This window comes from Streptomyces sp. NPDC127106, assembly GCF_042677605.1.
Classification (GTDB): domain Bacteria; phylum Actinomycetota; class Actinomycetes; order Streptomycetales; family Streptomycetaceae; genus Streptomyces.
In genome coordinates this window covers 279,702-305,943 of sequence record NZ_JBHXTC010000002.1, presented here as the reverse complement: position 1 = coordinate 305,943, position 26,242 = coordinate 279,702, and the positions used below count along the sequence as shown (strand labels likewise).

Annotated in this window: 24 protein-coding genes; 14 read left to right on the top strand and 10 right to left on the bottom strand. The window is 72.4% G+C overall.

From position 1 onward, the window contains the following. Window positions 1–78: 78 nt before the first annotated feature. Complete coding sequence (locus ACFVGY_RS04020; protein ID WP_385670559.1) at window positions 79–1,872, top strand: CoA transferase; 1,794 nt, start codon at window positions 79–81, stop codon at window positions 1,870–1,872. Continuing rightward, the gene (locus ACFVGY_RS04015; RefSeq protein ID WP_385670556.1) at window positions 1,869–3,575 is read left to right on the top strand and encodes a class I adenylate-forming enzyme family protein; all 1,707 of its coding nucleotides are present in this window, start codon (window positions 1,869–1,871) and stop codon (window positions 3,573–3,575) included. Before ACFVGY_RS04020 ends, ACFVGY_RS04015 begins: the two co-directional genes overlap by 4 nt. Before the next feature lie 104 nt (window positions 3,576–3,679). Here ACFVGY_RS04015 and ACFVGY_RS04010 read toward each other — a convergent pair whose 3' ends face one another. From ACFVGY_RS04010 to ACFVGY_RS03980, 7 genes are all read right to left on the bottom strand, one after another. After that, entirely contained in the window at window positions 3,680–4,492 is an 813-nt protein-coding gene (locus tag ACFVGY_RS04010) for a metal ABC transporter solute-binding protein, Zn/Mn family (protein ID WP_385670553.1), read from the bottom strand. Continuing rightward, window positions 4,450–5,316, bottom strand: a complete 867-nt coding sequence (locus ACFVGY_RS04005; protein ID WP_385670551.1) for a metal ABC transporter permease — start codon at window positions 5,314–5,316, stop codon at window positions 4,450–4,452. The genes ACFVGY_RS04010 and ACFVGY_RS04005 overlap by 43 nt, the downstream gene beginning before the upstream one ends. Continuing rightward, the gene (locus tag ACFVGY_RS04000; protein WP_385670548.1) at window positions 5,313–5,948 is read right to left on the bottom strand and encodes a metal ABC transporter ATP-binding protein; all 636 of its coding nucleotides are present in this window, start codon (window positions 5,946–5,948) and stop codon (window positions 5,313–5,315) included. The genes ACFVGY_RS04005 and ACFVGY_RS04000 overlap by 4 nt, the downstream gene beginning before the upstream one ends. A gap of 134 nt (window positions 5,949–6,082) precedes the next feature. Next, window positions 6,083–6,292, bottom strand: a complete 210-nt coding sequence (locus tag ACFVGY_RS03995) for a heavy-metal-associated domain-containing protein (protein WP_385670545.1) — start codon at window positions 6,290–6,292, stop codon at window positions 6,083–6,085. Window positions 6,293–6,484: 192 nt separating this feature from the next. Next, the gene (locus tag ACFVGY_RS03990) at window positions 6,485–7,009 is read right to left on the bottom strand and encodes a copper chaperone PCu(A)C (RefSeq protein ID WP_385670542.1); all 525 of its coding nucleotides are present in this window, start codon (window positions 7,007–7,009) and stop codon (window positions 6,485–6,487) included. After that, entirely contained in the window at window positions 7,006–9,297 is a 2,292-nt protein-coding gene (locus ACFVGY_RS03985; RefSeq protein WP_385670539.1) for a heavy metal translocating P-type ATPase, read from the bottom strand. Before ACFVGY_RS03985 ends, ACFVGY_RS03990 begins: the two co-directional genes overlap by 4 nt. Then, window positions 9,294–9,548, bottom strand: coding sequence for a hypothetical protein (locus ACFVGY_RS03980; protein WP_385670536.1), 255 nt, complete (start codon window positions 9,546–9,548; stop codon window positions 9,294–9,296). Before ACFVGY_RS03980 ends, ACFVGY_RS03985 begins: the two co-directional genes overlap by 4 nt. Before the next feature lie 298 nt (window positions 9,549–9,846). Between ACFVGY_RS03980 and ACFVGY_RS03975 the strand changes: the two genes are divergently transcribed. Together ACFVGY_RS03975 and ACFVGY_RS03970 are read left to right on the top strand one after the other, a co-directional pair. After that, the gene (locus tag ACFVGY_RS03975; RefSeq protein ID WP_385670533.1) at window positions 9,847–10,293 is read left to right on the top strand and encodes a hypothetical protein; all 447 of its coding nucleotides are present in this window, start codon (window positions 9,847–9,849) and stop codon (window positions 10,291–10,293) included. Then, entirely contained in the window at window positions 10,281–10,733 is a 453-nt protein-coding gene (locus ACFVGY_RS03970) for a hypothetical protein (protein ID WP_385670530.1), read from the top strand. The genes ACFVGY_RS03975 and ACFVGY_RS03970 overlap by 13 nt, the downstream gene beginning before the upstream one ends. A gap of 244 nt (window positions 10,734–10,977) precedes the next feature. Here the strand turns inward: ACFVGY_RS03970 and ACFVGY_RS03965 are convergent, their stop codons facing one another. Next, window positions 10,978–11,739 (bottom strand): SDR family NAD(P)-dependent oxidoreductase, encoded by a 762-nt coding sequence (locus ACFVGY_RS03965; RefSeq protein ID WP_385670527.1) that lies wholly within the window; start codon window positions 11,737–11,739, stop codon window positions 10,978–10,980. A gap of 227 nt (window positions 11,740–11,966) precedes the next feature. On the opposite strand from ACFVGY_RS03965, the gene ACFVGY_RS03960 reads away from it, so the two are divergent. Then, window positions 11,967–12,542 (top strand): TetR/AcrR family transcriptional regulator, encoded by a 576-nt coding sequence (locus tag ACFVGY_RS03960; RefSeq protein WP_385670524.1) that lies wholly within the window; start codon window positions 11,967–11,969, stop codon window positions 12,540–12,542. A gap of 88 nt (window positions 12,543–12,630) precedes the next feature. Here the strand turns inward: ACFVGY_RS03960 and ACFVGY_RS03955 are convergent, their stop codons facing one another. Beyond that, the gene (locus ACFVGY_RS03955) at window positions 12,631–13,623 is read right to left on the bottom strand and encodes a helix-turn-helix domain-containing protein (protein ID WP_385670521.1); all 993 of its coding nucleotides are present in this window, start codon (window positions 13,621–13,623) and stop codon (window positions 12,631–12,633) included. A gap of 232 nt (window positions 13,624–13,855) precedes the next feature. On the opposite strand from ACFVGY_RS03955, the gene ACFVGY_RS03950 reads away from it, so the two are divergent. The 8 genes from ACFVGY_RS03950 to ACFVGY_RS03915 all read left to right on the top strand — a co-directional run bounded on the left by ACFVGY_RS03950 (window position 13,856) and on the right by ACFVGY_RS03915 (window position 21,570). Further along, window positions 13,856–14,833, top strand: a complete 978-nt coding sequence (locus tag ACFVGY_RS03950) for an alpha/beta hydrolase (protein WP_385670518.1) — start codon at window positions 13,856–13,858, stop codon at window positions 14,831–14,833. Then, window positions 14,826–15,548, top strand: coding sequence for a GPR1/FUN34/YaaH family transporter (locus ACFVGY_RS03945; RefSeq protein ID WP_385670515.1), 723 nt, complete (start codon window positions 14,826–14,828; stop codon window positions 15,546–15,548). Before ACFVGY_RS03950 ends, ACFVGY_RS03945 begins: the two co-directional genes overlap by 8 nt. An 84-nt stretch (window positions 15,549–15,632) precedes the next feature. Continuing rightward, entirely contained in the window at window positions 15,633–17,531 is a 1,899-nt protein-coding gene (locus ACFVGY_RS03940) for an amidohydrolase (protein ID WP_385670512.1), read from the top strand. A gap of 79 nt (window positions 17,532–17,610) precedes the next feature. Beyond that, window positions 17,611–18,285: a hydrolase gene (locus tag ACFVGY_RS03935; protein WP_385670509.1), complete on the top strand. Its 675-nt coding sequence runs from the start codon at window positions 17,611–17,613 to the stop codon at window positions 18,283–18,285. An 18-nt stretch (window positions 18,286–18,303) separates the two neighbouring features. Continuing rightward, entirely contained in the window at window positions 18,304–18,840 is a 537-nt protein-coding gene (locus ACFVGY_RS03930; protein WP_385670506.1) for a DoxX family protein, read from the top strand. Continuing rightward, the gene (locus ACFVGY_RS03925) at window positions 18,837–19,676 is read left to right on the top strand and encodes an alpha/beta fold hydrolase (RefSeq protein ID WP_385670504.1); all 840 of its coding nucleotides are present in this window, start codon (window positions 18,837–18,839) and stop codon (window positions 19,674–19,676) included. The genes ACFVGY_RS03930 and ACFVGY_RS03925 overlap by 4 nt, the downstream gene beginning before the upstream one ends. A 27-nt stretch (window positions 19,677–19,703) precedes the next feature. Then, window positions 19,704–20,576 (top strand): alpha/beta hydrolase, encoded by an 873-nt coding sequence (locus ACFVGY_RS03920; protein ID WP_385670501.1) that lies wholly within the window; start codon window positions 19,704–19,706, stop codon window positions 20,574–20,576. A 70-nt stretch (window positions 20,577–20,646) separates the two neighbouring features. After that, window positions 20,647–21,570 (top strand): ribosome-inactivating family protein, encoded by a 924-nt coding sequence (locus tag ACFVGY_RS03915; protein WP_385670498.1) that lies wholly within the window; start codon window positions 20,647–20,649, stop codon window positions 21,568–21,570. Window positions 21,571–21,656: 86 nt separating this feature from the next. Here the strand turns inward: ACFVGY_RS03915 and ACFVGY_RS03910 are convergent, their stop codons facing one another. Further along, window positions 21,657–22,838, bottom strand: coding sequence for a helix-turn-helix domain-containing protein (locus ACFVGY_RS03910; protein ID WP_385670495.1), 1,182 nt, complete (start codon window positions 22,836–22,838; stop codon window positions 21,657–21,659). Window positions 22,839–22,943: 105 nt separating this feature from the next. Here ACFVGY_RS03910 and ACFVGY_RS03905 point away from each other — a divergent pair, with 105 nt between their 5' ends. Further along, a complete protein-coding gene (locus ACFVGY_RS03905; RefSeq protein ID WP_385670492.1) occupies window positions 22,944–25,709 on the top strand; it encodes an ATP-binding protein in 2,766 nt (921 codons plus the stop codon). The last annotated feature ends 533 nt before the right edge of the window (window positions 25,710–26,242 follow it).

The following is a 26,242-nucleotide window of genomic DNA, read 5'->3' as shown; positions in this document are numbered from 1 at the left end:
CGGGTGCGCATGCTGCCGGGTTCCCGAGGATCCGGAAACGTCCCGGCGCGGCCACCGCCGCGCCAGGAGAGGAGAGGCATGGCGTCACCAGCAACCACGCAGACGGTCCGGCCGCTCGACACACTGCGCTTCGACACCTCGGGGCCGCCGCAGATCACGAGCGAGTTGGCGGACCGCCTCCGGCTGCTCGGCGCACAGGGCGAGCCCGTCGGGCAGGACGACGCGGCCACCGGACACGTCATGATCACAGGAGCAGGATTCGAGCCGGTCCACGCGACCACCGGCTGGGGCGGCCCGGAGGCCGGCCTCGTCGACGAGGCCACCGTGCAGGCCGCCACCGGCGTCATGGCCGTCCACGGCCGGCGCGACGGCGGCCCGCGCGGCCTGGCCGCCGACTACACGGCCACCGCCACCGCCGTCCTCACCGTCCAGGCACTCCTCGCCACCCTGATCGGGTCGGCCCGGGGCATCGAGCCGCAGCAGGTCACCACGAGCGCGGACCGAGCCGGGCTGCTCGCCGTCTCCCAGTACCTCGCCGCCGCCGGCGCCGACGAGGGCGAAGCGGCGGACCTCGCACCCGGCGGCCCGCCCTTCACCTCCGCCGAGGGCACCCTCTTCGAACTGGAGACCCTCGACCCCGGGGCCTGGGCCGCATTCTGGAAGGCCCTCGAAGCGCCCGCCGCCGCGATGCGGGCCGGCTGGCGGCCCTTCCAGTTCCGGTACGCCACCGCCTGCTCCCCCTTCCCCGCAGCTCTGCACGAGGTCACCCGGGCCCACCCCCTGGATCGGATCCGGCAGGCCGCCGCCCTCTCCGGCGCGCAGGTGTGCGTCCTGCGCACGCTCGCCGAGCGGGCCGCCGAACACGACGGCGCCGCGCCCTGGTCCCTGAGTCTGCTCCAGCCCGGTGCCAAGCTCCAGCCCGGTGCCAAGTCCGCCGTAGCCGCTCCGGCCGCCGGCCGGCCGCTGGCCGGCATCACCGTGCTGGAGGCGGGCCGCCGCATCCAGGCCCCGCTCGCCGCGCACCTGCTGGGACTGCTCGGAGCCGAGGTCATACGGATCGAGCCGCCGGGCGGGGACCCGCTGCGCGGGATGCCCCCGGCCTGCTCGGGCATCTCGGCCCGCTGGCTCGCCCTCAACCGGGGCAAGAAGGCGGTGGAGATCGACATCAAGGCGGAGGCCGACCGGCGTCGCCTGCGGGAGATGGCCGCCGAAGCCGATGTCTTCCTGCACAACTGGGCCCCGGGCAAGGCCGCAGAACTCGGCCTTGACGCCGACGACCTCGCCGCCGTGCACCCGGGCCTGGTCTACGCGTACACGAGCGGCTGGGCCGACCGGCTGCCCGACGCCCCCATGGGCACGGACTTCATGGTCCAGGCCCGTACCGGCGTCGGTGAGGCCGTACGTCCCGAAGGCGAACCGCCCGCCCCGTCCCTGATGACCCTGCTCGACGTGCTGGGCGGGCTGACCGGCGCCGAAGCCGTGCTCGCGGGGCTCCTGCTGCGGGAGCGCACCGGGCACGGCGTGCGCGTCGACTCCTCCCTCCTCGGCGCGGCCGACACCCTGACCGCACCCGCCCTGCGCCGTGCTGCCCGCGGTGAGAACCCGCGGCGGCCCGCCGGATTCCGCCGCCCGCTGCCCACGGCGGACGGATGGATCGCCCCCTCCGACGCGTGCGCAGCCGCAGCCGCCGCCTACGACCTGGGCGAACTCACCACCCCCGACGCCCTGTCCCTGCTGGCCGGCCACGGCCTGACCGCCACCGCCGTCACCAGCGACCTGGCCGACCTCCACCACGACGCGCGCTTCGCCGGCTCGATCAGCCGTGACGCGCACGGTGCCCCTGCCGTTCCCGACCCCTGGAGCTTCAGATGACCGTCGCCCTGCACGACCTGCTGCCCGCCGAACTCCGCCGTTCCTGGGCGGTCGACGGCACCTGCCCCGACCTCGACCTCTACAGCCTCTTCCGGGCACGCCAGATCGCGAACCTGCACGCGACCGCCGTCCTCGACGACAAGGGCAAGCTCTGTTACACCGCCCTGGACCGCAAGGTGCGATGTCTGGCCGCCGGCCTGCGCGACCTGGGGATAGGCCCGGGCGACGTGGTCGGCGTACAGCTCCCCAACAACCGCAACGCCGTCATCGCCGACCTGGCCATCGCGGCCCTCGGCGCGATCGCCCTGCCCTTCCCCGTCGGCCGGGGCGTCCTGGAGGCCGAGTGCCTGCTGCGCCGCGCCGAAGCCGTCGCCGTCATCGCCGCGACCGAACACCGCGGGTCGCACCACGCAGCCGACCTGCTCACCCTGGCCCCCTCGCAGCCCGCGCTGCGGCACGTGATCGCCGCCGGCCCCGGAGCGGCCCCTGCAGGGACGGTCGCCTTCTCGCAGCTGCTGCGCTCGGACGCGACGGCGTTCACCCCGGCCCGGCCGGATCCCGACAGCGCGGCCCGCATCCTGGTCTCCTCCGGGTCCGAGGCCGAACCGAAGATGATCGCCTACTCCCACAACGCCCTCGCCGGCGGCCGCGGCAACTTCCTCGCCTCCCTCATGCCGGACGGAACGCCTCCGCGCTGCCTGTTCCTCGTCCCGCTCGCCTCCGCCTTCGGCTCCAACGGCACCGCGGTGACGCTGGCCCGGCACGGCGGCACCCTGGTCCTGCTCGACCACTTCACCCCCGAAGCCGCCCTGGCGGCCGTACGCGAGCACGAGCCGACCCACATCCTCGGCGTGCCGACCATGATCCGGATGATGCTCGACCGGCTCGACGCCGACGGCGGCGCACTGCCCGCCCCGACCGCCCTGGTCCTCGGCGGATCACCCCTCGACGAGACGACCGCCAAGGACGCCGCCCGCGCCTTCGGCAGCCCCGTCGTCAACCTCTACGGATCCGCCGACGGCGTCAACTGCCACACCGGCCTCGCCCACCAGGTCCCGCCCACCGACAGCACGGGCGTGGTCGCGGGTCACCCCGACCCCCGCGTCGCGGAGATCCGCATCGCCGACCCGGACACCCACGAACCGCTGCCCGACGGCACCATCGGGGAGATCATCTCGCGCGGCCCGATGACCCCGCTGTGTTACGTCGCCTCCCCGCACCTCGACGCCCGCTACCGCACCCCCGACGGCTGGGTCCGCACCGGCGACCTCGGCTTCCTCGACGACGGCGGCACCCTGCACGTCGTCGGACGGCTCAAGGACATCGTGATCCGGGGCGGCGCCAACATCAGCCCGGCCGAGGTGGAGCGCGAGCTGGCCTCCCACCCGTTGGTCCGTGACGTGGTGTGCGTGGGCGTACCCGACTCGGTCATGGGGGAGCGGCTGGCCGCCTGCATCGTGCCCCGCACGGCCGAGGCCCCCGTACTGGGAGGGCTCGGCGCCCATCTGACCGCCCGCGGCCTGGAGCAGCGCAAGCACCCCGAGCACCTGCTGCTGCTGGCCGAACTCCCGCTGACCCCGGCGGGCAAGCCCGACCGCGCCGCCCTGCGCGAGCGCCTGTCCGAGCCGGACGGGCACCGCCGCCTGTCCGAGCCGGACGGGCGCCGCCACACGGGCCCGGCCCCGCTGGCACAGGCCGGATGACACGTGGGCCCGGGCAGCTCTGCGCTGCCCGGGCCCACGTCCGGGACAGGGGTGCGCCCTGTCCCGGGACGGAAGCGGTCACGGCGCGCTCCGCGCCGTCCGGATCACGAAGCCATGGCCTTCTTCAGCTCGGCTGCCGCGTTGCGGTAGACGGGAAGCAGGTCGAGGTCTACGCCGGGGTAGTTGACGATCTTGACCTGCTTGGCCCCGGAGTCGGGCAGGACCGTACCGGTGGACATGTGGGCGTTGTCCAGGACGAGGGCCGGCTTCTTCGCGGAAAGGTCGGCGAGCTGGGCCGGGGTGACGGCTTCGGGTCCGTAGGTGCCCACGGGGGTGGCTCCCGCGAGCTTCGCGGCCCAGGCGGTGAAGACCTGGGTGACGACGGAGGGGCTCTTGCCGCCGGGCCAGGACGCCTGGACGTCCTTGTTCAGCTTCGCGCACTCGGTGTCGAAGCCGGCCTTCCACTGGGTGGCGGCGTCCGCCGTGCCGAAGAGCGCGCCCAGCTTGTCGACCTCGGCCTTGACCTTGTCGGGGTCGTTGTCGAGGTTGACCTCGACCAGCTTCGCCTTGGAGCCCGCCGCTTCCTTGATCTTCGCCGCGTACGGCTCGAAGGGCGCGTAGAGCACGAAGTCGGCCTTCGCCACGGCGGCGAGGTCGGAGGGCTTCGGGTCGTAGTCGGGGGCGTGGTGCACCGACTGCGGGACGATCACCTTCACGTCCTCCGCGCCGGCGGCCTTGGCGAAAGCGCCCTCCCATGTGGTGGTCACGACCACCACGGGCTTGTCCTTCTTCGCCTCGCCGCTGCCCTTGGCCGGTGCGGCGGCGTCGGAAGCGGGGTCGCTGCCGCACGCCGCGGTCAGGAGGAGCGCCGCGCTCAGTGCGACGAGGGCAGGGATACGGACGCGGGTGCGCGCCATGAGCTGATTCTCCGTTCGGGTATGAAATGCACGGCGAGGACGAGGGCCCCCGCCGTCAGGACGAGGACCGGGCCGGGCGGCCAGTCCAGCCACAGGGCCAGGAGGAACCCCGTCAGGTTGACGACGACGCCGATGCCGATGGCCCACAGCGTGATCGACTTCAAGGAGCTGCCCAGGCGGCGAGCCGCGAGCGCGGGCAGCAGGGTCAGGGCGTCGACCAGCAACGCGCCGGTCAGCTTGATCGCCCCGGCGACCGCGACAGCCACCAGGACGAGGAGGACGGCGGTCAGCGCCCGCACCGGCACGCCCGAGCACTGGGCGAGCTCACGGTCGTACAGCAGGAGGCCGATCTCGCGCCGCCGCCACCAGAACAGGACCGGTACGGCGACGGCCAGCACGCCGAGGACGATCAGATCCGGCGTGCCCACGGACAGGATCGACCCCCACAGCAGTGCGAAGGCACCGGATGCGTTGACCCCCGACACCGCCATGAGGAGCAGCGCCGCGGCGATCGCCAGGCTCATCAGCAGGCCCATCGCGCCGGACAGGCCGTCCGGGGTCCGGGCGAGCGGGGCCACGCCCGCTCCGGCGAGGGCGCACGCGACCAGCGCGCACAGCATGGGGTCGAGACCGGTCAGCAGACCGACCGCGATGCCCAGCAACGCGACGTGCATCATCGCGAACCGCACCGGCATGATGTCGAGCCCGACGATGACCACCCCGATCACGGGCAGCCCGACCGCCGCGAGCAGCAGGGCGATCCCCGCCCGCTGTACGGGGACGAGCTGCAGGAGAGCGCCGAGGTCGGCGGTCGCGAGGGTCACCGCACCTCCCGCAGCCGGCCCGCCGCCATCTCCAGCACCCGGTCACAGCGCTCCGCCAGGCTCCGGTCGTGCGTCACCACCACCAGCGTCACCGGCAGGGAGGTGAGGACGTCCGCGGCCTCCTCCTGCCCGCCGAAGTCGAGCGCGGCCGTCGGCTCGTCCGCCAACAGCACCTGCGCCCCGGCGGCCACGCATCCCATCGCCCGAGCCAGGTACATGCGCTGCAACTGGCCGCCCGACAGGGTGTGCAGAGGGCGCTCGGCCAACTCCGCGACACCGAGCCGGTCCGCCGCCTCGGCGGCATCCGCGGGAGCGGTGCTGCTGGCCAGCAACTCGGAGCCCAGCAGCGGGAACCGGCCCGCCGCGGGCTTCTGCGGGATCCAGGCACACGCCCGTCGCCGCCACGCCCACTCCGCCGGCGACCCGGTGCCCCGTCCCCCGACCGTGATCGACCCCGACACCTGCCGGTGGAGACCCAGCACGGCACGCAGGAGCGTCGTCTTGCCCGAACCGTTGGTCCCGGTTAGCGCCACGCGCTCGCCGGCCGCGATCTCCAGATCGACATCGGCGACCGCCTCGACCCGGCCGTGCCGGCAGGCCACCTGGCGCATGCGTACGTCCAGCCCGCCCATCACACCTACCTCAATCCTTACGTAGCGGCTGGGCGCGAGAGGATGTCCCACCGTCGCCCACGCCGCAGTAGTCGGACGACGGGTCCGCCGGGTTCCCGGAGTCGGCCGATCGACGGGAACCGTCCCCTGCGAGATCAAGGAGCGTCGGTGACGCCGTAGCCCGCTTCGGCGATCGCCGCTCGAACCAGCCTGTCGTCGAGGGGCGCGCCCGTGACCGTGACGGCATTCGCCGCGAGGTCCACGACGACGCGACTCACCCCGGGAACCGCGGACACCTCCTTCGTGACGTGGTCGGCACAGTGGCCACAGGACATGCCGGTCACCTGGTACTTCTGCTCCGTCATTGCGTCACTTCCCGGTGCGGATGGTGATGGGCCGGACACGTGGTCCGGTGAGCTCCCTCACGTAGTCGTATCGAGACCCGTTCTGGTTTCCGTGACGTCCCGACCAGAGGAAGCAACTGGACTCCGTCGCTGTCGCTGTCGCTGTCGCTGTCGCCGTCGCGTGATGCGCTGGTGCCGGCCGGGCCGCCCTGTTCAGCTGCCCGGCCGCACCACGAACGCCACCGCGTCCACGGGCCCGCTGCGCCGGAAGTGCAGGACGAAGGGGACGGGGTCGCCCTCCTTCCACCGGACCTTCACCGTCGCCATCACGTCGACGGAGCTCGGCGTCATGGTCAAGCGGCCTCCTGCCGGGACGTCCACGGACGGGACCATGCCCATCGCGTCGGCACCCTCACGCACCCGCTCGTGCCGACTGAGCATCACGTCGTCGAGAGCCGGAGACGTGACGGACACCAGTTGGTCGTCCGATCCGCCGGTGTTGCTGATCGTGAAGAAGGCGGCGGTCCGCTCCTTGTCGGCGTAGGGCAGGAAGACCCGCCCGACACCGACTTCGATGCGTGCCGGGCTGCCGGCCGCCCCCGCCTTCGTCCACGCCGTCAGGCCGACCAGTGCCGTCAGGCAGGCCACGACGGGAACGACCGCGGCGAGCAGCCCGTCGCGCCAGCGCCGACGGCGCAGCCCCGGGCCTTCTGTCGTCGTCCGGAGGGAATCGGTCATCGCCGGGAGGCCTTTCGGGAGGATGCCGCGGAGCGCTTCGGGAAGGGCTGCCAGGTGCGCAGGCGCAGGCTGTTGGCCACGACGAGGACCGAGCTGGCGGACATGGCCGCTGCGGCGACCATCGGGTTCAGCCACCCCACGGCCGCCAGCGGTACGGTCATGACGTTGTAGCCGAACGCCCAGACCAGGTTGAGGCGGATCGTCGCCAGCGTGCGCCGGGCAAGGCGGACGGAGTCGGCGACCGCCTCGATGTCACCGCGCACGAGCGTCACGTCAGCGGCCCCGATGGCCACATCCGTCCCACTGCCCATCGCAATGCCGAGGTCGGCCGCCGCCAGTGCCGCCGCGTCGTTGACCCCGTCCCCGATCACGGCCACCCGGCGGCCCCGCCCCTTCAACTCCCGGACCAGCGCCGCCTTGTCCTGCGGTGTGCAGCGGGAGTGAACCTCGGTGATGCCGAGCTCCCCGGCGACGGCCTGCGCGGTGGCGTCGCGGTCGCCGGTGGCCAGGACCGGTTCCAGCCCCAGCCGCCGCAGCCGGTCCACGGCCCGGTAGCTTCCGGGCCGTAGCGCGTCCCCCAGCGCGATGAGCGCTTCGTCGACACCGTCCACCCGGACCAGGACCGGCGTGAGCGCGGCGGCCTCCGCCTCGGCCAGCGCCTGCGCCAGCGCGTCGGGCAGGCCGTCGCCGAGAGCACGTACCTCCACCCGGCGGCCTTCGACCACCCCCGTGACGCCGCTTCCGGCAGTGGCCGCGAAGTCGACGACCTCAGGCAACGGCCCCTCGGGGAGCACGCGTCGGGCGTAGGAGACGAGCGCGCGGCCCAGCGGGTGCTCCGACCCCTGCTCCACCGCCCCGGCCGACCGGATCACCGCGTCCCGCCCGATGCCGCCGTCGACTGCCGTGACCTGCACGACCGACATGTGCCCCGAGGTGAGCGTGCCGGTCTTGTCCAGGACGATGGCGTCGATATGACGCAGTGCCTCCAGCGCCTGCGGCCCGCTGACCAGGACGCCGAGTTGCGCACCCCGGCCGGTGGCCGCCATGAGTGCGGTGGGGGTAGCCAGTCCCAGGGCGCACGGGCAGGCGACGACGAGGATCGCCACGGCCGCTGTCACGGCGGCCTGCGGGTCGGCCCCGGCGCCGAGCCAGAAGCCGAGCACCGTGACGGCCAGCGTCAGCACGACCGGAACGAAGACGCCCGCGACCTTGTCGGCGAGCCGCTGCGCGCGGGCCTTCCCCGCCTGGGCTTCGGCGACCATCCGGGTGATCCGGGCCAGTTGCGTGTCCGAGCCGACAGCGGTGGCCCGTACGCGGAGCAGTCCGCAGGCGTTCACGGCGGCGCCCACCACCGGTCGGCCCGGACCGACCTCCACCGGGTCGCTCTCTCCCGTGACGAGGGAGAGGTCGAGGGCGGAACTCCCGGAGACCACCACCCCGTCCGTGGCGACCCGCTCCCCGGGCCGGACGATGAACTCCTGCCCCAGGCGCAGCTGCCCGATCGGCATCCGCTGCTCGCGACCGTCCTCCCATACCGTCACGTCTTTGACGGCCAGGCCCGCCAGGGACCGCAGGGCCGCACCGGTCCCGCGCCGGGCGCGCGTCTCCAGGTGGCGGCCGGCCAGGACGAACAGGGGAACTCCGACCGCCGCCTCCAGATAGACGTGTGCGACGTCCTCTCCCGCCGAGGGGAGGAGGGTGAACGGCATCCGCATGTCCGGCTCGCCGGCACCGCCGAGGAACAGCGCGTACAAGGACCAGGAGAACGAAGCGAGGACGCCGAGGGAGACCAGGGTGTCCATGGTGGCCGCCGAGTGCCGCAACCCACGCGCCGCCCGCAGGTGGAACGGCCACGCGCTCCAGACGACCACCGGCCCGGCGAGGACGAGGCACAGCCACTGCCAGTAGCGGAACTGCAGGGCGGGCACCATCGACAGCACGAGGACCGGCAGGCACAGCAGGGTGGTGATCAGCAGCCGTTCGCGATCCGCGCCGGCACCGTCCTGCGCCGACGGCGGCGCCGGGACGCTGGCGGCCTGCGGCGACACGGTCGGTGCCACCGGCTCGGCCGTGTAGCCGGCGCCCTCCACGGCGGCCACCAGGTCCCCTACCGCGACGTGCGGTGGGTGTTGCACCCGGGCCTTGCCGGTGGCGAGGTTGACGGTGGCCGTCACGCCGTCGAGTTTGGCCAGCCGCTTCTCCACCCGGTTCACGCAGGCCGCGCAGGTCATACCGCCGACGGCCAGATCGGTGCTCACCAGCGCGATGCTGGCCGCTTCTGCCGTCATCGCGTGCCGCCCGGGTGCGCTCCGCCCGTGCCGCCGGCACCGTGCGGAGCGGAATCACCACGGGAACCGGAGCCGTTGCTGTTGGAGTGCATACCGGGTGCGACGGGACCGGCGGCCCGTCCGACACCGAACGAGACGACGAACACCGTCACGAGCAGCAGGACGAACCCCGTCAGCGCCGGCGGCGGCGCCCACCTGGCCGAACCGCTGTACACCCGGGCCGCGGACCGTTGTTCTTCGACCATCGACATTCCCTGATTCGACGAGTGCGAGCGAGGACCCCACCCCCCGGGCCCTGGCGAGGTAGTCGCGCGTGGTGCGGGACGAGTTCCCTCTCCTGCGGCGAACGGCCGTCGGGCGGACCGGCGGGGCCGGGATCGAGCCGTGGTGTATCGAGTCCGCGCCGGCGACGACCTGACGGGGCCCTCGACGCCGAGGGGCGGCGCGGTCCCGGTCAGGGTGGCCGGACGCAGGGGCTCGATCCGGCATCCGGGTGAATGTGCATGCCGCCCATGTACGAGCAGACGAGGAGGCCGGGAACCTTGGTGGATGATCACTGTTCCTTTACGGCGGATGGCCGTTCTGCCCGCTGTCGCGGCTCTCCTGGGCGCTGCTCCGGCTGGTGCCCCGCAGGAATCCTGGGACACCACGGAGAGGTGCGTTCAGACGGATTGGGACAACCGCCGCATCCCCACGCGGACGGGAAACGCCGAGCTCGGATGGCAGCACTTCTCCCGTCCGCACGGCATCACCAGCTGCAGGCTCATCAATGCCGCGCTCAACGGCAGGCCCGACAAGCGGTCCGACCAGCAGCGGAACCTTGAGTACTGGGGCTCGGCCATCAAGGACGGCCGACAGATCGATTTCGTGGTCAAGGTCCGCTACGCCAAGACCACCGATGACGGCAGGTACGAAGCGCCCGGCGCGAAGGGGAAGGTCGGAGTCATCACGGCCTACTGCCGGGGGGTGCAGAAGTGCCCGTCATGGGTCAACTGACCTGCTCCGAGAGCTGTCTCTCCCGCGCGCAGAGCGCCGTGGCCGCAGCCCTCTGGCAGTACACCGAAACCCCCATCGCCAGGCCGTACTACGTCCGCGGATGTGTTCCCGACCCGGACGGTGCCGCAGTGATCGTGGCGCTGTGGACCGGCCCGAGCGCACGGAACAAGCGGAACCTCTTCCTGCTCGTCCCCCTCGTGGCGGGCGGACTGCCGGTCCCGCCGCGGCACGTCGTCACGGGCCTGATGCGACTCGGCCGCGGGACGCACCTGTTCGGCTCCGTCGGGCGGCGCTTCGACGGGAAACCCCTCCTCGACGGCAGCGGTCTGGTCGAGGGCAGGGGCCAGCCCTGCCTGTGCGACGGTGCCGCGGAACCGGAACCCCACGGGCCGCGCGGGTTCTACTTCGAGCGCCCCGGCGAACCGAAGCGCTACCCGTGACCGGCCGAGCCGTCCTGCGACCGGGTTGCTGAGGGCCTCTCGGCCGACAGCCGGAGACACCGGTACCTCGGGGTGGCCGGCCGGCCCCGGGTGCCCACACGGCGATGACCACGCCGCTCACGATCCCGAGCAGGGGCTTCGTCGACGTCGACGTCGACGGTGGTACGGAGGGTGTCGGGCGGGGCCCGCAGCCCCCCCGCTGAGGTGTCCACGAGGCGGGTCTCCCACCCACGCGGCCCGCCGGTCACACCTGGGCCATACCGCCGTCCACGAAGAGTTCGACACCGGTCACGAAGCCGGAGGCGTCGCTGGAGAGGAACACCGCAGCCTTGCCGATCTCGCGGGGATCGGCGATCCGGCCGGTGGGGTTCCCCTCGCCCATACGCTCGACGGCGGCTTCGACCTCGTCGGCTCCTTGGGCCATGCCCAGTGCCCGCCGCAGGGACTCGGTGTCGACCGCGCCCGGGCTGAGCACGTTCATCCGGATACCCGATCCCTTGACGTCCTGGATCCAGGACCGGATGAAGGCGCGCACGGCGGCCTTGGAGCCTCCATAGAGGCCCATGCCGCGCGGCGGCTCGATGGAGGCCGTCGAGCCGATGATGACGACGGTGCTGCCGGCGGACATCAGCGGCAGCGCCGGCTGCACGGTGAACAGGACGCCCTTGGCGTTGACACCGAACGTGCGGTCGAACTGCTCTTCCGTGATCGCGCCGAGCGGTGCGTGCGCGCCGATGCCGGCGTTGGCGACGACCGCGTCGACCCGCCCGTGGCGGGCCTTCACCTGGGCGTACATCGACTCCATGCTCGCCAGGCTGGTCACGTCGGCGACGATCCCGGTGCATGCGCCGCCGATGTGGGCGACGGCGGCGTCGAGGTCGGCCTGACGCAGGTCCGTGATGACGACCTGGGCGCCGTTTTCGGCGAACTCCTGGGCGATGCCGAGGCCGACACCGTTCGCCGCGCCGGTGATGACGGCGACCCTGTCTTCGAGGGGGAGAGGCATGCTCGTGCTCCTTGGGGTACGTCGACGGCCTGTGTGCAGGGTGCGCGGCACGGTGGGGTGTGGTGTTCGGTCCGCGGTCCCGCCGTGGCCGGTGGCCTGAGCAGACACGGAGGGTCCAGGAACGGCAGGTCGTGACCTACAGTGGAAGTGGAGGTGCCTCCGCTTGTTCGACTGTAAGTGGAGGCTCCTCCGGTTGGCAACCTCGGGCCGGATGGGAGCAGGCGTCGATGACCAGGGAGACGGGACGGCCGCTGCGCGCCGACGCGCAGCGCAACCGGGAGAAGCTTCTCGAAGCGGCGGTGCGCGTCTTCGCCGAGCAGGGGCTGGGCGCGCACAGGGAACGCATCGCGAAGGAGGCCGGCGTCGGTGCCGGCACCCTCTACCGAAACTTCCCCACCAGGGAGGCGCTGATCGAGGCGGCCTACCGCAACGAGCTGGCCAAGCTGTGCGAAGCGGTGCCCGAGCTGCTGGGAGCCCTGCCGCCGCACACTGCCCTGCGCACCTGGATGGCACGCTTCATCGACTACACGACTGCCAAACTGGGCATGGCGGAAGCCTTGCGGGCCGTGGTGGACGCCGGAGTCAATCCCTACGCCGAGAGCCGCGAACGGATCCAGGGCGCCCTCGCGTCCCTGCTCGAAGCGGGCGTCGCGACCGGCGCCGTGCGGTCGGACGTGAGCGCCGCCGACGCCCTCGTCGCCCTCACCGGCATCGCCCTGACCTGTACCAAGCCTGACCAGCGAGATCAGGCTGAACGTCTCCTCGACCTCCTGTACGACGGGCTCACCGCCAAGAGGAGTTGACGCGGTCACCGGCGCGTTGCCGGGGCCGCGTGGGCGGGCACGGTCCGGGGCCGCACCCACTCGTCGGGCAGGCATCGCCGACTGTCGGTCAAGGCCGGTCCTCGGGTACGGCGCGTGAGGCCTCCCCCGTTCGATGGCGTCGCCATTCACGCGGTGTGACGCCGTACGCGGCCCGGAACCGACGGGTGAAGTGGCTGGGGCTGGTGAATCCACAGCGCGCGGCCACCGCCGACACGGGGAGGCTGCCGTGCTGAGGAGAGGCCAGCAGGCGGCAGGCCGCCTCGAGGCGCTCGGATATGACCCACTGTTCGAGCCTGATGCCGGCTCGGCACAGGACCGCGTACAGCTGGCGCCTGGAGATCGCGTGCTCGCGCGCAATGCGCTCCGGTGTGAGTTCCGGGTCGCTCAGATGGCGACGGGTGTAGGCCATGATCCTGCTGGCCAGGCAGTCGTCCATGACGGAGCGGACACGCCGGTCGTCCTCATCGTGGGCCGCCGATGTCAGGAGGGCCCGGACCAGGTCGGTGGTAGCGTTGCCGAGTGCGGCTGCGCCCGGGTCCTTCTCCAACCGCCCGGGGTCTCGCCGGAGTGTGCGCAGGTGTGCCAGGACCAGGTCGTGCAGCGGGCTGGTCCGCAGTCGCACGGATGCCCTGGCGACGGTGTCCACCGGTACCCCGAGGTGCTCCATGTCGATGGTGACGGCCCAGGAGGAGCCCTCGCCGGACCAGCCGTAGCGGCGTGGGGTGAGCTCGTGGAAGACGCCGATGTCGTCCGCGCCCAGGACGTACCGCTCGCCCGCGTTCTCCGCTCGGTGGATGCCTGCGGTCTGGAGCGAGACGGAGACTACGGGGCGGTCGCGGTGCTCTCGCACGTGCCGGGCGGTCCGCCGGACCTCGAACCCCGTGCTGCGGACGTCGAACAGGTCCAGCGAGCCCACCCGCCAGGTCTCGAACCGGGCGCGTACCCCCGTTTCGGGTGATTCATGGACAACGTCGTTCGGTACCGAGGCATCGTTCATCGCGTGGTGGAACGCGTCCACTCGTTCCTCTGGCGCATACGTGTCCAGATCCAGGAGCAACACGAAGTCCCACCTCCGTCAGGTCCGTTGAGTGCCCTCGGCATCAGTGTGGGGGAGGTGCGGACGGGTCCGGTCAGGCTCTGCACGCAGGGGCCAGATCCGTGCACCCAGGGGCGACCCGCCCCGCTCGATTGCGCCTAACTTTCGAAGCGGCTCCGGCAGTTCCGGTGCGGGAGCCGTGTCCGGCGGATCCCTCGCCGCCGAGGCGCGCCCGTTGCGAGTGAGAGGCCGGATCATGACCGACCAGAATCCGTTCACGCCCGTCGTCCCGGTCCTGGAGCCGGCCGCGGCCGAGTTCGCCCGGGCGACGGCCAAGCCGCCGTTCCTCTTCGAGATCCCGCCGGCCGAGGGCCGCAAGGCCGTCGACGAGGTGCAGTCCGGCCCGGCCGACCTGCTCGTCGTCGACGAGGAGTGGGTGACCGTACCCGGTGGCCCCACCGGTGAGGTCCGGGCCCGCATCGTGCGCCCGGCCGGGGCCGCCGGACGGCTCCCGGTCATCGTGTACATCCACGGCGCGGGCTGGGTGTTCGGAAACGCCCACACCCACGACCGCCTGGTACGTGAACTCGCCGTCGGGGCCGGGGCGGCCGTGGTGTTCCCCGAGTACGACCTGTCCCCCGAGCACCGCTACCCGGTGGCGATCGAGCAGAACTGGACCGTGGGTCGCTGGGTCGTCACCGACGGCGCCGCCCACGATCTGGACGCCTCCCGGATCGCGGTGGCCGGTGACTCGGTCGGCGGGAACATGAGCGCGGCACTGACCCTGATGGCCAAGGAGCGCGGCGGCCTGCCGCTGGCCCAGCAGGTGCTGTTCTACCCGGTCACCGACGCCTCCTTCGACACCGGCTCCTACCACCAGTTCGCGGAAGGCTACTTCCTGCGCCGCGACGGCATGCAGTGGTTCTGGGACCAGTACACGCCCGACGAGACCGAGCGGGCCCAGGTCACCGCCTCCCCGCTGCGCGCCGGCACCGAGCAGCTGGCCGGTCTGCCCCCGGCCCTGGTCATCACCGCCGAGGCCGATGTCCTGCGCGACGAGGGCGAGGCCTACGCCAACAAGCTCCGCGCCGCCGGAGTACCCGTCACCGCCGTCCGCTACCAGGGCATCATCCACGACTTCGTGATGCTCAACGCCCTGCGCGGCACCCACGCCGCCCAGTCGGCCATCGACCTCGCCATCGGCACGCTGCGACGAGCCCTGGCCGATGCCTGAACCGACGGCGCAGTCGGCCGCCGGAGACGATCCGCTCGGCGGCGGCCGGCGCTTCGAGCCCGACCTGCGCGGGATGACGCGGATCAACCTGCGACCGATCGCCTCCCCGATGCCGCTCGGCTTCTACACCGTGGCCATCGCCTCGGTGATCGTCGGCTGCTTCCAGCTGGGCGTCTTCGAGGACGGGGCCCGCCGCGCGGTGGGCCTGGCAGTCCTGCCCGCGGTCGTCCTGCAACTCCTGGTGAGCTGGTTCGCGTTCGGCGCCCGCGACGTGGTGGCGGCCACGCTGATGGCCTGTTTCTCCGGCCTGTGGCTGGCATCCTCGCTGACCCTGGTGCTGGACCCGCCGGGCGGGACCCGCGTCCTGGGCGTACTCAACGCCGTGTTCGCGCTGTTCGCCGTGCTGATGGCTTCGGTGGCCGGCCGCAAGCGGGCCCTGTGGCTCGTGCTGTGTACGGCCGTGCCCCGTTTCACCGTGGCGGCGCTCGCCCATCTCACCGGCGTCGCCTGGCTCGGCACCGTCTCCGGGGTGCTGGGTCTGCTCCTCGCAGCCATCGCCCTGTACACCGCGTTCGCGCTGATGCTGGAAGACATGCGCGGCGAGGAGGTCCTGCCGATCGGCCGCAGCGGCCCGGCCCACCACGCCGTCGAGGGCGACCTGTCCGTCCAGCTCCGCAACCTCGAACGCCAGGCCGGCGTACGGCGCACCCTCTGACCTGGCCGTCAGGCCACTCGCACCCGGCCCCGTACGCCCCGGCTCTTCGACCTCCGACGTCGTGACGCATCGAAAGCGAGCACCATGACCAGCATGCCCGTCGGCGGGATCACACCCGTCCACGGTTCACCGGACGGGGGTTACGCCGACCTCGTCCTGCGCAACGGCAAGATACACACACAGGACCCGGCCCGGGCGGCCGCGACGGCGCTCGCCGTGCGCGGCGGCCGGATCACAGCCCTGGGCGACGACAGCGACATCGCCGGATCCGTCGGGCCCGGCACCCGGGTCGTGGACGCGCTCGGCCGCAGGATCGTCCCTGGGCTCAACGACTCCCACCTCCACGTCATCCGTGGCGGCCTGAACTACGTACTGGAGCTGCGCTGGGACGGCGTGCCGTCGCTGCGCCAGGCGCTGGCCATGCTCCGCGAGCAGGCCGGGCGGACCCCGCGGGGCCAGTGGATCCGGGTCGTGGGCGGTTGGACGGCGGACCAGTTCGCCGAGCGCCGGATGCCGACGCCGGCCGAACTGACCGCCGCGGCACCGGACACCCCCGTCTTCGTGCTGCACCTCTACCAGTCCGCGATCCTCAACCGCGCCGCCGTACGGGCCGCCGGATTCACCCGGGACACCCCCGACCCCACGGGCGGGCAGATCGTCCGGGACCGCGAAGGCCACCCCAACGGACTGCTCCTCGCTGCGCCCAGCGCTCTTGTCCTTTACTCCACGCTGGCCAAGGCGCCGACCCTCGACGAGAGCGACAAGAAGGTCTCCACCCGGCACTTCCTGCGGGAGCTGAACCGGTTCGGCCTCACCTCCGCCGTGGACGCGGCAGGCGGATTCCAGAACTTCCCCGAGAACTACGCCACCGTCACCGACCTGGCCCGGGCCGGCGAGCTCAGCGTGCGCATCGGCTACCACCTCTTCCCGCAGACCGCCGGTCAGGAGCTGGCCGACCTGCGCCGCTGGACCGAGACCGTCCGCCCCGGCGACGGGGACGCCTGGCTGCGCCTCAACGGTGCTGGGGAGAACCTGACCTGGGCGGCCGCCGACTTCGAGAACTTCTCCGAACCTCGGCCGGAGCTCACGGACGGCTACGAGGGCGAGTTCGAGCAGGCGGTGCGGCTGCTGACGGAGCAGGGCTGGGGCTTCCGGCTGCACGCCACCTACGACGAGACCATCCGCCGGGACCTGGCCGTCTTCGAGAAGCTCGCCGCCGAGGGCTTGTTCCCGGCGGGCCGGCGCTGGCTGTTCGACCATGCCGAGACCGTCTCGCCGCACAGCCTGGAGAGGATCGCCGCCCTCGGCGGCGGCATCTCGGTCCAGAACCGGATGTCCTTCCAGGGCCGCGCCTTCGCCGAACGGTACGGAGCGCAGGCCGCCGCAGCGGCCCCACCGATCGCGGACATGCTGCGCGCCGGCATACCCCTCGCCGCCGGCACCGACGCCACCCGCGTCTCCTCCTACAACCCGTGGGTGGCACTGCACTGGCTGGTCACCGGCCGGACCGTCGGCAACCTGCCACTCCGCCCCGCCGAGCAACTCGTCTCCCGTGAACAGGCCCTGGAGCTGTACACGGTGGGCGGGGCGCGGCTCACCGGGGAGGAGGCGGACAAGGGGGTCCTCGCAGAGGGCCGGTTCGCGGACTTCGCCGTCCTGTCGCACGACTACCTCACCGTCCCGGCCGGGGACATCCCGTACATCGAGTCCGTCCTGACGGTGACCGGCGGGCGCATCGTGTACGCCGCCGACACCTACGAGGGCCTGGACGAGGCGCTGCCGCCCGTCAGCCCCGCCTGGAGCCCGGTCGCCCACTACGGCGGCTACCAGGCCGCTCCGGCGCCGTCGGCAACCGGTGCCCGCCAGGCCGACCTGCTGGCGGAGGCCGCCGCCGAATCCGAGCGGCACCGCCAGTGGCGCGTCGCCCGCGGATTCGCCCCCGAACAGCCCCCGCAGGCCTTCGACCCCTGCTTCGCGCTCTGACCCGAAGACACCCCCGAATCCCCCGTTTCGCCCTCTCTTCGGCACCCCTGTGTCGATCACCACTGGAAGGAATCTCCCCATGACCGACTTCGCACTCGACCTCGATGCCGTCCACGCTGCCCCGAGCCCGGACCTGCTCACCCCCGACAACGCGATGATGCTCTTCGTCGACCACCAGCCGCAGATGTTCTTCGGCGCCGGCAGCACCGACCGGGTCGCGGTCATCAACGCCACCGTGGGCCTGGCCAAGGCCGCCAAGATCTTCGACGTCCCCGTCGTGCTGTCCACCGTCGCGGCCGAGTCGTTCTCCGGGCCGATCCTGCCGCAGCTGCGCGAGGTCTTCCCCAAGCACGACATAGTCGACCGCACCTCCATGAACGCCTGGGAGGACACCGCGCTGGTCGAGGCCGTGAAGGCCACCGGCCGCAGCAAGATCGTCCTGTCCGGGCTGTGGACCGAGGTCTGCCTGGTCCTGCCCGCACTCTCCGCCCTCAACCAGGGCTACGAGGTCTACGTCGTCGCCGACGCCTCGGCCGGCGTGACCCCGGCGGCCCACGAGCACGCCATGCAGCGGATGACCGCGGCCGGAGCCGTGCCCGTCACCTGGCTCCAGGTACTGCTGGAGCTCCAGCGGGACTGGGCCCGCACCGAGACGTACGCCGCCACCACCGACGTGGTCAAGGAGCACGGCGGCGCCTACGGGTTGGGCGTCGTCTACGCCCACACCATGATCGACCCGCACGCGGCCGGCTGAGCGGCGGGAACGACCGCCATGGACACCGGTCTGCTGATCCTCCGCCTGATGACGGGCCTGCTGCTCGCCGGACACGGCGTGCAGAAGGTCAGCTTCCGTCTGGGCGGCAGCGGGCTGGCCGGGGGAACCGAGGAGTTCCAACGCGACGGCTTCCGCGGCGGGGCGCTCACCGCCCTCGCCGCGGGCGCCGCCCAGATCGGCTCCGGCCTCCTGCTCGCCGCCGGGGCCCTGACCCCGCTCGCCGCCGCCGGGGCGGTCGGGGTGATGACCGTCGCGCTCACCGTGAAGTGGCCCAACGGCCTGTGGGTGCAGAAGGACGGCTACGAATACCCGCTGGTCCTCATCACCGCTGCCGCCGCCCTGGCGCTCACCGGGGCCGGGCGTCATTCCGTCGACCGGGCCCTGGACCTGCCGCCCTGGCCCGCCTGGTGGTCCCTGACCGCCGTGGCCGCGGGAGCGGCCGGCGGACTGGCCACCCGCGCCCTCCTGCACCGGCCCGCACCCTCCACCCCGCCAGCCCCTGAGATCCCCTCCGAAGGAACCCGCCCCCGATGACCCCACGCCCTGCCCTCTCCCGGCGCACCGCCATGGCCGCTGCTGCCGCGGGCGCCGCCGGACTGACCGCCGGCACGGCCTCCACCGCCGCGTCCGCAGAGACCACGAGCATTTCCCAGCAGAACGGTGCGCGGCCGACCATCGTCCTCGTCCACGGGGCGTTCGCCGACGCCTCCAGCTGGAACCCCGTCACCGAGCGCCTCCAACGATCCGGCCATCAGGTGATCGTCGCCCCCGACCCGCTGCGCGGCCTGGCCCACGACGCGGCCCAGGTCACGGCCCGCCTCGCCGCCGTCCCCGGGCCGGTCGTCCTCGTCGGACACTCCTACGGCGGGGCGGTCGTCACCCAGGCCGCCGCGACGGCCGCCAACGTCAAGGCCCTCGTCTACATCGCGGCGTTCATGCCGGACGCCGGGGAAGTGCTGGGCGAGCTCGCGGGCCGATTCCCCGGCTCCCAGCTCGAGGCGGCCCTGACCCCGGTGCCCGTCCCGGGCCCTGACGGCGGCCCGGCCACCGATCTGTACCTCCGGCCCGACCGCTTCCACGACGTCTTCGCCCAGGACGTCCCCCGCTCCGTCACCGGGCTTCTCGCGGCAGGACAGCGCCCGCTGAATGCGACCGCGTTCACCGACCGCTGTACCGCCGCGGCCTGGCGCACGCTGCCCTCCTGGGCGCTGATCTGCGGCCAGGACCGGGGGATCGTCCCGGAGCTCCAGCGCTTCCAGGCCCGGCGGGCGGGTTCGCGTACGGCCGAAGTCCCCTCCTCCCACCTGCCGATGCACAGCCGGCCCGATGCCGTCGTCTCGTTGATCAGGGCCGCCGCCCGCACCGTCTGACCCCGGCCGTCCCGCAAAGGAGCTCCCATGAGCACACCGTCGCCCAGCGCCTCGTACGCCCGCGACCTCGCGCAGGTCGAGGCCGCGAACGCCACCGGCCGGATCCCCGTCGTCTTCGTCCACGGTCTGTGGCTGCTGCCCACCAGCTGGGAGCGGTGGGCCGCCCTCTTCGAGGAGGCCGGCTTCGCGCCCGTACTCGCCGGCTGGCCCGACGATCCCGCAACGGTCGGCGAGGCACATGCCCACCCGGAGGTGTTCGCGGGCAAGAGCGTCGGACAGGTCGCCGACCACTTCTGCGACCTCATCGGCAGGCTCGACCGCACACCCGTCGTCATCGGCCACTCCTTCGGCGGCCTGATCACCCAGATCACCGCCGGACGCGGCCTGTCCCGGGCATCCGTCGCCATCGACCCGGCCCCCTTCCGCGGAGTACTGCCCCTGCCGCTGTCCTCCCTGCGCGCGGCGAGTGCCGTCCTGGGCAACCCGGCCAACTACCACCGGGCCGTACCGCTGACCTACGAGCAGTTCCGGTACTCCTTCGCCAACGCCGTGAGTGAGGAGGAGGCCCGCGAGCTGTACGACACCTTCGCCGTCCCCGCCCCGGGCGAGCCCCTGTTCCAGGCCGCCGCCGCCAACCTCAACCCGTGGACCGAAGCCGCGGTGGACACCACCGCAGCCGGCCGCGGCCCCCTGCTGATCATCTCCGGGGAGAAGGACCACACCGTCCCCTGGGCCATCGCCCACGCCTCGTACAAGAAGCAGGCGCGCAACGCACACGCCGTCACCGAGATCACCGAGATCCCCGGGCGCGGCCACTCCCTCACCATCGACCACGGCTGGCGCGAGGTCGCCGACACGGCTCTCGCCTTCCTCCGGCGGTTCACCGATCCGGCCGTCTGAGCCGCGGCCCGGTCCCCAGTTCGCAGGCGCCGATACACGCCTGCCCTCGCTGCACGACATGGAGTTCTGCATGCTCAACACGCTCAATGTGGACAACGTGGACCTGATCAGACGAGGCTGCCGGCGGCTCGCCGGCCTGCTCCTCGCACTCGCCCTGTCGGCCGGGATGCTGGGCGCCATCGCGCCCGCCGCTCACGCCGACCCCGACCGGCCGCTCACCGTGGTCGACTGGGACATCACCGGTCTCCAAGGCGGCGGCCGGGTCCAGCACGACCGCTACTGGAACATGATCGACCAGGTGCACCGGATCAGCGGCCACGACTTCTACCAGGTCCTGGACGAGACCACCACCACCTACAACCAGCTGATCCAGATCCGGGTGAGTCACGCCGGCCAGCACGTGGTCTCCCTCTACTACTGGGCCAACACCCTCTATCTCGCCGGGTTCTACCAGCCAGGGCAGCCCAACGGCACCGGCAACCGCCACTACGTCTTCCCCGACGGCTACCCCGACGCCTTCAACCGGGTCCTGGGCGTCCAGGCCCACCACCTCCCCTGGAACGGCAGTTACGCCAACCTGCCCAGTGGCAGCACCCGTGACCAGCGGCGCATGACCCCGCAGAACCTCCACAACTCGCTGCTGACCCTGGGCAACACACAGCAGTTGCTCGCCACGGGGCAACAGCACACCGTCGGGTCCTGCCTCGTGGACGTCATCGGCGTGACCGCCGAAGCAGCACGCTTCGGGTACCTCTTCGACATCTTCCGCCAGAACATCAGGAACAACACGTCGACGCCCATCGACCGGTTCGGCGCGGCCCTCCAGACCAGCTGGGGACAGCTTTCCACCTGGGTGTACCAACGGCTCAACGATCCCACGGGCGGAGGCATCACCATCGGCGCCCCGGGCTACAGCAGGTACTACCTGACGGTCGCCGCGCTCATCAGGGACCTGGGCTACATCGAGCTCAACGGCCACAAGCGCCCACGCTGACGCCGTATCCGTATCCGTATCCGTATCCGCATCCGGCGGCGGGCACCGTCCGCCGGGCCCGACACCCGGGTCCCCGGCCTGCGCTGTCAGGAGGCGGCCGACAGGGGGCCCCGAGCCGGTGCGCAGGAGTCGCGCCAAGCCCGCGGCGACATGCCGTACCTCTTGCGGAACACCCTGCTGAAGTGGCTCGCGCTGACGAACCCCCAGCGCTGGGCGACAAGGGCGACCGTGTCCCCCCGGCCGGGCAGGGCGAGTTCCCTGGCTGCCTCCTCGAGCCGACGCTGTCTGATCCAGCTGCCGACCGTCGTGCCTTCCTGCGAGAACAGCCAGTGCACGTAGCGGACCGAGACGTGGTGTGCGGCGGCGATGGAACCGGGCGAGAGCTCCGAATCCGGCAGGTGCAGGGCGATGTGGGCACGGATCCGTGCCGCGAGGTCCCCGGGGGCCGCTGTTCCATACACGGTTCCCCCGTGCTCCGGTCTCCCGGTTTCCGGGGGCCCCGAGCCCACCCGTGCCAGGCTGCCGGAGTCGGCTGGTTCCCGGTTCCCGTCCGCGGGCCGGGAACCGGCCGGGGACTCGGTGATGAGCGTGGCGAGCACGTCGGCGACATGCCCTGCCACACGGTCCCCGACGGCGGCGGACCACTGCGGCGAGGCCCTGGCGACTGCGGCCAGGAACGGGGAAGTCACCGCTCGCAGACCCGCCGAAGGGCGGACCGGGGCCGCGAACAGGGTCGACAGGTCGGCCTGCGGCACGGAGAGCACGAGGCGCGGGAGCCTCAGCAGGTGCACCCGTGAAGGCTCCGGAAACGTCAGCGTGAGCCCACCGCCGGTGGAAAAGAGGGCGATGTCGCCCGGTGCGAGGCGCATTCGTCCGCCGTTCTGCGCCAGCAACCCGGTGCCCGATCCCTGGACCAGTACGAAGACGTGCCTGTCGTCTCCTCGGGCCGCCGCCCTGCCGCCGACCCGGATCCGGTGCGGCGCGGCGTCGAAAGTGCAGGTCCGTACGTACCCGCAGTCGCCCATGGAAATCCCGCCGGTGACCTGCTCCGGGTCTTCGACCTGCACGTCCACCGGTCCGAACAGGCGCCCCACAGCCTCGGCCCAAGGCGCCGTGCGGCCGGCTGGAGGCCCGTACGCGGAGCGGAATCCCGGAGAGGGCGTCCTCGGTGGGACAATCCGCTGCTCGGGCGGCCGGTGCTGGAGTTCCTGTGCCTTCCGGGGGCCGGGGTCGGCGGACCTGACGACGGTGGCTGCGTTCACATGCATGCCGCGAGCCTGCCGGGGAGGCGGCTGCTTCGAATCCTGGAAACCCCCCAGTCGTTCGCGGACCTGGACACCCGCGCTTCCACGGGATGTCGCTATCTTCATTTCATGATCTTGAAAGGCAGGCGGTCGGAACTGGCTTTGCTGGAAGAGCTGTTGGACGGTGCCCGCGGCGGAATGAGCGGGGCGCTCGTGCTTCGGGGTGACGCCGGCCTGGGCAAGACAGTCCTGCTGGGCCACGCGGTGGCGTCGGCTTCCGGCATGCGCGTCACCCAGGTGGCGGGCATCGAGGCCGAGCAGGAACTCGGCTTCGCGGCCGTGCACCGCGTGCTGTTGCCGTTCCTCGGCCGCCGGGCGGACCTGCCCGAACCCCAGCGTGCCGCGCTCGAAACCGCTCTCGGCATGGTCGGCGGTCCGCCGCCCGACCGGTTCCTGGTGGGGCTCGCTGTCCTCACGCTCCTGGCGCAGGCCGCACGTGACCGGCCGTTGCTGCTGGTCTGCGACGACGCACAGTGGGTGGACCGCGAGTCGCTCGACGTCCTCGCCTTCGTGGCGCGCAGGCTCCACGCCGACGGCATCGTCGCCCTGTTCGCCGTACGCGACGAGGCCGGCGCCTTGCCGCCCCTGGCGGGACTTCCCGGGTTCCGGCTCGGCCCGCTACCGGAGGCCGACGCCCTGGACCTGCTCATGCACCACATGGGCGGGGCTGCGGTCGACCAGGTCGTGGTGGACCGGATCATCGCCGCCGCCGCGGGAAATCCCTTGGCCCTGCGCGAGCTGTCCCGGGGTCCCGCTCCGGCCGAGCCGGACTTCGGCGAGCCGCCGGCCATCGGCCGCCGTCTGGAGGCCCGGTTCCTGCACCAGGTGGGTGACCTGCCTGCCTCGTCCCGCACAGCGTTGCTCGCGCTGGCCGCCGACGCCACCGGTGACCGGTATCTCGTCAGGAGAGCCGTCCGGGTCCTGCTGGGTGCCGACAGCCAGGCCACGGCCGAAGCCTTCGAGAACCTGGAACGGGAGGAGCTCCTGGCCCGCCCGTCGATACCGGGGACGTCCCCGTTCCGCCACCCGCTGATCCGGTCGGCCGTCTACGGCGGCGCATCTCGGGCCGAACGCCGTTCGGTACACGCCGCTCTCGCCGCCGTGACCGATGCACACACCGACCCCGAGCGGCACGCCTGGCATACGGCCGCCGCCACCGACGGCCCCGACGAACCCGTGGCCTCCGCTCTGCACCAGTGCGCCGAACGGGCCAGGGAGACCGGCGGATACCTGGCCCAGGCCTCCTTCCTCCAGCGCGCGGCGGAACTCACCGAGGACCCCGCCCGGCGCACCGCGAGGCTGCTGGAAGCATGCGCCGCCACGCTCACCGCCGGGGCTCCCCGCCGGACAGAGGAACTCCTCCGGCTTCTTCGCGCCTCGGGCCCCGCGGCTCCCCTCCTCGACGCCCATGCCGACCGGCTGCGCGGGCTGGCCCGCCTGATGCTGGGCCGGGACGGAGCCGTACGCCTCCTCCTCGACGCTGCCGTCCTCCTGGCGCGGCACGAACCGGAGGCCGGACGGGACGCCTTCCTGGAAGCCTTCGACGCCGCAATGGTCGTGCCCCGAACGGTATCCGACGCGACAGCCCTCGAGGTCGCCACCGCCGCGCTGGCGACCTCCGTCCGTCCCACGGCGGCGACGGGCGTGGACGCCACGGTGCCGGACCTGCTCCTTGCCGCTCACGCAGGCCTGGTCGCCGCCGGCCACCGGCAGGCCGCGCCGAGCCTCCGGGCCGCGCTGGCGGCGATGAGACGCCCCGGGGCGGAGGAGAGTGGAGCGGCCCGCTGGAGCCTGCTCGGGATGATCGCCGCGGTCGAGATGTGGGACATCGACGCCCTCGGGGAGTGCGGTGGGCGCTACGCCGACGCCGCCCGCCGCCACGGCGCCCTGCGCATGCTCCAGATCAGCGCCCACGCCAACGCCACCTCGGAAGTCTTCCGCGGCAACCTGGGCACTGCCGAGTCGCACTTCGCGGAATTCAAGGACATCGCCGACGCGACCGGTGCCGACCCCCGGTACTCCCACCCCACCGACGCCATGTTGCACGCCTGGCGCGGTGACGAGGCCGCGACCCTGTCGGCCGTGCGGGCACAGCGGGAGCTGTACCCCGAGTCGCCCGGCGGGATACAGGTGCAACTGGTCCGCGCGGCATCGGTCGTACTGGAGCTGGGACTGCGCCGGTACCCACGGGCGCAGGCCGCGGCCCAGGCCGTACTCGACGATCCGCCGCCGCACTGCGGCGGACTCAGCCTGCCCGGCCTGGTCGAAGCCGCTGTCCGCAACGACGACCACGCGATCGCCCGGCGGGCTCTCGGCGTCCTCACCGAACGGGCCACCGCCAGCGGCACCCCCTGGGCCCTCGGCCTGCTGGCCCGCAGCCGCGCCCTACTCGCCCGGGACACCCGGGCGGAGGACCTCTTCCAGGAGGCTGCCGCCCTGCTCAAACCGACACCTCTGCGCACCGAGAGAGCACACACGGATCTCTTGTACGGGGAGTGGCTGCGCCGACAACGCCGCAAGCGCGACGCCCGGATACGGCTGCGGCTCGCCCACGAACAGTTCACCTCCATGGGCGCGGGCGCCTTCGCCGAGCGCGCCCGGCTGGAACTCCATGCCACCGGCGAGCAGGCGCGGACGCGGGGAGCGGGAACGGATCACCGGCTCACGCCGCAGGAGTCCCGGATCGTACGGATGGCCGCCGACGGTGCCACCAACCAGGAGATCGCCACGAACTTGTTCATCAGCGCGAGCACCGTGGAGTACCACCTCGCCAAAGCCTTCCGGAAGCTTGCGGTCACCTCCCGCAGACAACTTGCCGCGGCCCTGGAGCATTGATCCACATGGCGTGACAGCTGTCAGGTGCCCGGTAGACCCGGTCTCCGCCGGTCCGGTGACGATCTCGATGGGCAATGGTCCAGCCATGTCCGGGTCTTGGCGGCGTTCCGTGGGCGACGGGGAGCGGGCGGGGTGGCCCGAGGTCCCGGAGAGAAATTGTGTGCATGGCCTTCGTCCCGGCTCCATGCCGAGGGGGTGCTTGGTCACCGGGGGAGCTCGGCCTGGGGCGCCTTGCCGCAGCCCGTGTCTGCTACCTGCAGTCAGGGGCACCGGCAGCGGGGACCGTGGCCGAGGCGCCCGTACGGCCGCGGCCGAGGTGCGACGAGAAGAGAACGCTGCCTACAGCACAGTCGGCTGCGCCAGGGGTACACGCACAGACCCGCTTTGCGGTCGGTCCCTTCGTGTCAACTGGTTGCTACATTGGCTCGATCATGGTGCGTGTGAAAGTGCTGGGCCCGCTGGAGCTGGTGGTCGGTGGGCAGTCCGTGCCGGCTGGGAGGCGGCGCCAGCGGACCGTTCTGGGGCGGCTGCTG